Raw genomic sequence first — 8003 nt, 5'->3', positions numbered from 1 at the left:
GACTTCTTTATTCGCCTGGTAACGTCAAGGACCGAATGGTTACGTCGTAAATATAAGTTAGATGGGTAAGCAATGACAATATATCTAGTATTTTTATGCTAAATAATTTACGTGTTTAAGGGAATTAGACAACAGCAGTTCAATAAGTTAGAAAGTGATTTTGAGATAAAACAATAACTATCCAATGACGGTAAAAGCTTCCTGGCCTGCATATAGTAATAATGAATTTGAAAAGTTGGCTAAGGGCATTCATCATCATTGTTCGGAACGATTTACGAATGGGTATTTAAATGATTATTTTTTTGATTTAACAGAAGGGCGTTTTTATCAACGATCTGATATAAGTTAATCGAACGGTTCATGCAGGCAGAACCCTACGCCTATAGGACAAATGGGCTCTAAATGGATAATTTTATTATTTTATTATATCATTAATGGTAGTCTAATGGTCTGGGAATTGTCTAAGTATTGCCTAAGCATTGTCTGGGGATGGTCATGCGCACTAGGGTAGTGTCTCTGCAGAATACCAGTACAATACCTAGGCCATCTGACTACAATTACAACACAATACCCCTACCATTCTGACACAATATCCATTATACTAACCTGTAAATTTCCTTGACATAAAAAGCAATACCTGTCATTCGACCTACCATTTCTTCGGGTCTGCGCTTGGTCTGGGTTGTACAATTAAGCTACCCTGATATGGGGTATTACAGTGTTTTCATGGCGATCAATCATTGTAACCGGTTCCTCGTTCAGGGATATATGAAAACTAATCCTCCAACAATTTGACTTGATCCCAAGTATGCCAGTAAAAACACCTGTTTTGCCTTAACTAAACGATTCAGCATGTTGATAAAAAATACCGTGTAAAAACGGTCCTCTTTATCAATGACTATTGTATACATTTACTATAGCATTAGTAATTAGACTATAGCTAATTTCAGCCCTTTGCAATCTTCCATAACTATTGCTTAAGCTTAATGGTTTATCGTTAATTGAACACAATCACCACGATGAACGTGAATATTCCTGTGGCAAGCCATTCCAAATAGACTATACCCTAACGTCAATCTTTAAGATATGAAGTTTAAAAGCATGTTTGTAGTCGTTATGGTTTGCATTAACCTATTGATGACTACAAGTTCACACGGCCAACCGCAGCGACTTGCGGTAATCGGGGCGCTGCAGGGTGCTGCACAAACGATTTGTATTGACTATTTTGCGGACGTTCCTTCCAAAACAGATGTTTTAAAAAAAATAATTCCAATTACAGGTGATGGATCGGGTACAGGTAATTTGTCTTTTCTTGGTACGGGAAAAACAAACTCTGCTACCATCTTCGGATCCGGAGGTGAAAATGTGTCAGGCAGCCCGTTTATCGTGGGCACAGAGAATGCAAGTAGCGAAATAGGTGAGCATTACCGTGCTTTTCTTGAAAACAGGATAAAAGTTTATAAACAACGTGGTCAAACCGAATTGGCCCACGAAGTCCTGCAGCAGGAAGTTTGGGAATATGATGCTTTAAACCACCTTGGGTATATAAAACATGGAGACGACCCTGTAAAGGACTACAAAGATGCATTGCAATCATTCGAGCGTGATTTGGGGAGCAATGCTGCTGCTGATCTCCTTCTAGTTGCACAGGATATAAAAGAAGTTGTAAAAGCAAACGCAATTACCCCCAAGGATTACAGGTTTCTATACGTAGCCAGAAATCATAACACAGGGGATTATATCGTTTTTGACGGGTTAAAAAAACCAATTTACCAGGGTTCAGATAAACGACGTCTTGTAACAACCCTTACCAACATTAGAGACGGCGATAATATTCATATTAACCTTTATGGATTCGCCAGTGAAAATTCCGAAAAGGCTTTTTTGACAGACCTCAGAACGCAATTTCGCCTTCAGCGAGAGATTGTAGTCGAAACTTCAAAATTTGACCCTGTTATTTTTTCACAACAATTACAGCACAGGGTTGATCCCACCGCTGTACCTGGCCAAATTAAACTGATCCATTCAGGAGACGAAGATATGTATTATGGTTCTGTTGCCATTCAATCAACAGGTACGTCTGGAGGCAACGAAGTTGTCAAGACTGATGCTGTAGCACTTTCTTCCAATAAAAATGCAGTAGAAACATTTGTGAGTACCGTTAAGTTGCGTCTGTCGAACACTTATCGAAAGGTAGTGCTTGCAAATTCAATATCCTCCATCAAAAGATATGTTGTCAGCAGTACCGGTGTTCCTTCAAACCGGCTATTTGTTTATCTCAAGAGCGAGATAGGCGCAAGCACTATCACAAAGGCTAATATGAACAAGCAATCTTTTATTGCAACCAAATAGTCCGATGACAAATCAATCCCTTTATTTCTGCAATGCGTATCTCCTGACTGAACAGGATTTTTCTGACGGACTCAGGAAGGATTTCGTTCAAATATACGCACAACACAAAAAAAAGCACGCCGAGCCATTTACATGGATGGAATACAAAAAGGACATAGTAACTCCTTATATCATGTTAAGAGAAAATTTTAGACAGTATGGCTTCAATTTTCTTGAAAATTTTAAAATGAACGATTTCAGGGATCTTATTAACAATGAGCAACAAGAAATAATTATATTGTTTACCCATTGCAAGAATGGCGGCCTTCAATCTGAACAGATTGAATTTTATGACGGATTATATAATTGGGATGCCATTCTGCAAGCAATACCAACCAAATATAACAAGATTCTGGATTTAGCAGTATGTAATCCCGGATTTCTCGCAAACAAAATAAGGATTTTAAGACCTGGCTGTGTTACCCGTTACGCAGAGACTCCTATTTCAATTTCAATGTGGATAATATTTTATGCCGAGCTTCTTAAAAATATAATTGAGATGAAGGACTATTTTAAAGCCTATGAAGAAGCTATTTACAAATTTTGGGAAAAATAATTATTGGCCACCTGAAACATAAAACGACATGAAACTTGAAGAATTATTACATGATTATGAAACAGGCACGTTAGTAAACAAGTTGGCAAAAGCTGGCGTTGATGAGTTGCCAAAAGCTAGCAATGATGAAGGGAAATCGCAGGAATTACTAAAGTACAGCCTTAAAGGCTTTTGGGAATTCAATGACAAGATACTTGTAGTTATCATAATAGTATTAATAACTTTTATTATTTTTTTAGGTGTTCTCATCTGGAAATACAATTCTCAGACCACAATGGTAATAAGCTTGATTACCGGGGAATCTGGAGGTATTTATTTTGCGATTAACCGGATGCATGCATTATATAAGGAAAATATGGCGGCCCGAATGTTGTATCAGTTGTTGCAAAGTGCAGGTACATTCGAAGAAAAAAATAAAATTATCGATAGCATTAACAAATTTATAAAAAATAAATAAAAGGTATTTTGCATTGCTGATGGGCCATATATTTTCTTCAGAGAACAACTGCCCAGTTCGAACTCCGACCCATGGGTATCCCTGATGGGAAACCGAACTATAATATGAAATTGATGCGACATTTAGCTGTTAAATGAATAACGCTTTCATCATAGTATATTTAGGGGCATGAAAAAAGTGCCATTATTGTTTGCCTTCACGTTAAGGAGTATTTTTAGTTGCATTAACCCCTCTACGGATAAACAGAAAGAACTAGAATTGAAGGAGAAAGAGCTTGCCTTAAAAGAGCAAGAACTGAAACTTCGGGAAGGGAAATGACCATCCGAAAAGTGCCGGACACTTGTTTACGGGTACGAATAACAGCCCGATCCAGGCGCTGATTAACTGCTTTAGCTTATCTGGGTTGTAGCCGCGCATTTGTTTAATTTCATTTTTAACTCATATATTTTCCTCAAAGAATCAACCACCAGGTTCGTACTCCGCCCCAACAGGGGTACAAAGGTTTCAACCTTGGCAAAATTGAAAAAGGGCTGCTCTAAAAAGAGCGGCCCTTTTTGTTTACCCCACCGATGCCCTTCTGCAGGCACAGAAACTTCATATTTCTTCAAAGACAGGGAGTAGTAGAGTGGGCCGGCTGACGGAAAAGTATTGGATAAGGAGGCTAGCTGATAGAGGGAAACAGCTTATCTTAGTCAATATAGTTTTTCCAAATACAATAAATTGAATAAAAGGCAGGTCGGAAATATAATGGTGTTCGATAAGAAGTGCTTCCTCTGTGCAATGTTGCTGTGCACGGTTTTATCTGCTTATGCACAGCCATTCACCTTAAACGCCGATCTCCGGTTTGAGAATTATAATGCCAGCAGTAATTTTATCAACCAATTTGTAATAAGCCTTGCCCCCGCCAATAATGGATATGTTTGGGTAGGTGCAAATGGCGTCAACAGGTTTGATGGCAACCAGTTCGTACAATACCACAAATTTGACAAGCCGGACAACGGCCTGAAAAATAATTATACAGGATCGATGACCGGGGATAAGTACGGGCGGGTATGGGTTGGAACGGCATTGGGGCTATGTTACTATAATGGGCAAACGGACAAATTTAATACGGTAAACATCGATGGAAAGCAGAAGATATGGTATGCCTTTGCCCTGGCGCCTAAAAATGATAGATTATGGTTTCTGAGCAACCCCGGACTATGCTATGCAGATCTGAACACGTTAAAAGTATACACCACTTCGCTTACAAAGCGCCTTACGTCACTAACGATATTCCCGGCAGATGATACTACATTGCTTGTATCGGGTTACGAAGGGGCGTTTATTTACCATATAAAACAAAACGCAGCGGAAGTGATGACTATGCCGGGCGGCATAGTCATCACTTCCGCTGCACGAATGGGCAGCACAATATGGTTAGGCACCAATGCCGGTATTTGGAAACTATCCGGTATAAAAAACGCGCCACGCCGGCTGAAGGGGACAGAAAAATATGATATAAGTATAGACTGCCTCGTGGCCATACCCGCCCTTACCGGCGACTCGGTATTATGGGCAGGCACTGATGATGGGTTGGTTACCTACAATGTTAAGAAGGAGAAACCTGCTTACCGGTACAGGCACGATGTAAATGATCCGAATAGCCTGCAGTCAAATGAAGTTACCTGCCTGCGTGTTGATAAAAACAACTTGCTCTGGATAGGTACTGACAACGGGCTCACCCTTTTTAATTATAAGAACCAGGTATATAAAACCCGGTTGCTCCGGGACATATATGTGTTAAGGGTAGTGCAGGATAAATACAATAAGAAAGTTATCTGGATTGCAACAGATAGAAAGGGGTTAATAAAAGCAAACCGGGATACAAAGCAGATATTGCATACTTATTATCCGGTGGCAAAAGGGGTGAATTCAAAAGAAAAGGCGCCGGTCATTCACGACATAGCCCAGGTAGATAAACGCAAATGGCTGCTGAACACGGGGAATAAGCTGTTGATCTGGGATGAAAAGCAAGGCGTTGAAGCGGAGTTGGATAATGTGCTGGCACTTTCGCCCGGTCAACGACGGATCTTTATCCGGAACATTATACCGGCGGGTAAGGATTCTTTTTATGTGACCTCGTCCTGTGGATTGTTTTTATGCAATACTAAAACAAAGAAGAATTATCCTGTAATACAAAGGAATGATACCCTGCTGAATTCTCCAGACAACATGACAAACGGGGTGTACAATAAGGACATTTTATGGATAGCAACTTCAAATGGATTTTTAAAATACGAGGTTGCCACGGGCAAACAAAAGCGCTACTATCCGGATGTAAAAACGCCTGATGCCAACAGGAACTACCTGACCGATGTGGTGGCGGATAACAAAGGTAATGTTATAACAACAGGCTTAGATGGCATCTGTGTCATGAATATTCAAACGGAACAAATGCGTTTTTATAATGATTTTAATACCGTAAAAAATCCTGCATGCGATGCAATATATATGGCAGACAGTCTGGCTTGTGTTAATACCGATGCCGGACTTGTTCTCTTCAATACCAATACCGGGAAATCGGTTCTTTACGTTCCCGATTATACGGAATTGAATACCGCGATGCCGTTCGGGACCATTGATAAATATTTAGTAAACGCGTTCCGGAATGGCTATTCCTACTTTACCCCCGCAGAAATGTTTTATCATGAGATACCTTCGTCGCCTGTTATTGAGAAAATAACCATTAATGATAAGGGCATTTATTTTCCTTCAAATAATACCGGCATTGAATTAAAGTACGATCAGAATATCATCGGCTTTTACTTCACTGCATTTGAGTATACCAACCCCGGGCAGATACACTTCCGTTACAGGCTGGAGGGCCTGGATAACAACTGGCATTATACCAATAACCAACGGGTGGCTAACTATATAAAGATACCTCCCGGCAATTATACGTTTACCGTACAGGCAGGCAATAGCAAGCATGAATGGAATGCTGCTTCTACGACTTTCAGGTTCAAAATAAGTCCGCCATTCTGGGCCACCTGGTGGTTCAGGATATCGATGATCCTTGTCTTTACCGGCGGCGTAGCCGGCATAGCGTTATACCGTGTAAGAAAAATTAAAAAAGAAGAGCAACGAAAAACAGCCTATAACCGCGAGTTGATTGAACTGGAAATGAAGGCGCTGCGCAGCCAGATGAACCCGCATTTTATTTTTAACTCCCTTAATTCCATTCAAAAGTTCATCTGGGAGAACAAACAGGAAGATGCAGCGGAGTACCTGGGCAAGTTTTCACGCCTTATCCGCATGATACTCGACAATTCGATGCAAAAATGGATAACCCTGGAACAGGAACTGGCCACTTTAATGCTATACATGGAACTTGAGCATCGCCGCAGCAATAATAAATTTGATTACAGGATGATGGGTGATGATCGGTTGGATATGACGGGCATTCTTGTACCTCCTATGATACTGCAGCCCTATGTAGAGAATGCCATCTGGCACGGGCTATTGCCCAAAGATGGCCGGGGCAGGCTGAATATTACTATAATGCCCGGCAGTGATGACGATATTTGCTGTGTTATTGAAGATAATGGCATAGGACGCAAAGCTGCCGGGGAAGCAAACCTGAGAAAAGAAAATAACTATATATCGTATGGTATGCAGATAACCCGCCAGCGAATCATGATGGCAGCATCAAACGGACAGGTGATCGTCGAAGATTTGAAAACATCTGAAGGCGCTGTTGCCGGAACGAAAGTGATCATTAATATCCCTGTTAACAGCTTTGTAAAGATATAATATGCTGAAGTGTATAATAATAGACGACGAACTGCCCTGTATAGAAACCTTGCAACTGATGTTGCAAAAGAAATTTGCCGATAAAATAAGTATTGCAGGATGCACAACCCGGTCCGGTGAAGCTGCCGCACTGATTGATGAATGCAGACCCGATTTAGTTTTTCTGGATGTTGAAATGCCCCGACTGTCGGGCATAGAACTGTTGCAGTCATTGGCCAATATTGATTTTCAGGTGATATTTACCACTGCCCACCAGCATTATGCATTGCAGGCCATCAAACTGAATGCCCTGGATTACTTATTAAAACCTATCAGCATCGAAGAACTGGCGACGGCTATACAGAAGTGTATTAGCCGGAAAAACCATCAGGGGAGTGAACTGATAACCTCTTTTCTTGCACAAATAAAAAAAGCAGGTACTACTAAAAAGATACCTATCCCTTCCGATAATTCCATACAATATGTGCCCGTCAGCAATATTGTGCGCATAGAATCCCAAAGCAATTACAGTACTATTTACTTTACCTCCCGAACAAAATTATTGGTGGCCAAAACGCTCAGAGAGTTTGAAGACCAGCTTACAGCATACAACTTCCTGCGTATTCACCAATCTCATCTTATCAACCTGGAGCATGTGATAGGGTACAAAAACCAGGACAGCGGTTATGTTATCATGGAGGGAAATGATGCTATTGAAATATCCCGGCGCAAAAAACAGGAAATATTACAACGCCTGAAGGCGCTTTAGCCGGTAATTCTACCACTTACTAAACGACGCCTGCTCAATTACTAATCCACTCTTGC

5 protein-coding genes are annotated in these 8003 nt (G+C 40.7%); all 5 read left to right on the top strand.

From position 1 onward, the window contains the following. Positions 1–1086: 1086 nt before the first annotated feature. Entirely contained in the window at positions 1087–2352 is a 1266-nt protein-coding gene (locus AC59IL_RS30555) for a hypothetical protein (protein WP_496556042.1), read from the top strand. 4 nt (positions 2353–2356) lie between these two features. Further along, positions 2357–2947: a hypothetical protein gene (locus AC59IL_RS30550; RefSeq protein WP_496556041.1), complete on the top strand. Its 591-nt coding sequence runs from the start codon at positions 2357–2359 to the stop codon at positions 2945–2947. 28 nt (positions 2948–2975) lie between these two features. Further along, the gene (locus AC59IL_RS30545) at positions 2976–3404 is read left to right on the top strand and encodes a hypothetical protein (protein WP_496556040.1); all 429 of its coding nucleotides are present in this window, start codon (positions 2976–2978) and stop codon (positions 3402–3404) included. Positions 3405–4184: 780 nt separating this feature from the next. After that, positions 4185–7199, top strand: coding sequence for a sensor histidine kinase (locus AC59IL_RS30540; protein ID WP_496556039.1), 3015 nt, complete (start codon positions 4185–4187; stop codon positions 7197–7199). A gap of 1 nt (position 7200) precedes the next feature. Continuing rightward, positions 7201–7947 (top strand): LytR/AlgR family response regulator transcription factor, encoded by a 747-nt coding sequence (locus tag AC59IL_RS30535; protein ID WP_496556038.1) that lies wholly within the window; start codon positions 7201–7203, stop codon positions 7945–7947. Positions 7948–8003: the final 56 nt, after the last annotated feature.

Source organism: Niastella sp. sgz303648 (assembly GCF_059587045.1).
The sequence above is the reverse complement of the archived record's forward strand: the minus strand, read 5'-3'. Positions and strand labels throughout refer to the sequence as shown.

Coding starts and splice junctions, on each gene's coding strand:
- AC59IL_RS30535 (WP_496556038.1), top strand. CDS start 7,201: ATGCTGAAGTGTATAATAATAGACGACGAACTGCCCTGTATAGAAACC.
- AC59IL_RS30545 (WP_496556040.1), top strand. CDS start 2,976: ATGAAACTTGAAGAATTATTACATGATTATGAAACAGGCACGTTAGTA.
- AC59IL_RS30555 (WP_496556042.1), top strand. CDS start 1,087: ATGAAGTTTAAAAGCATGTTTGTAGTCGTTATGGTTTGCATTAACCTA.
- AC59IL_RS30540 (WP_496556039.1), top strand. CDS start 4,185: ATGTTGCTGTGCACGGTTTTATCTGCTTATGCACAGCCATTCACCTTA.
- AC59IL_RS30550 (WP_496556041.1), top strand. CDS start 2,357: ATGACAAATCAATCCCTTTATTTCTGCAATGCGTATCTCCTGACTGAA.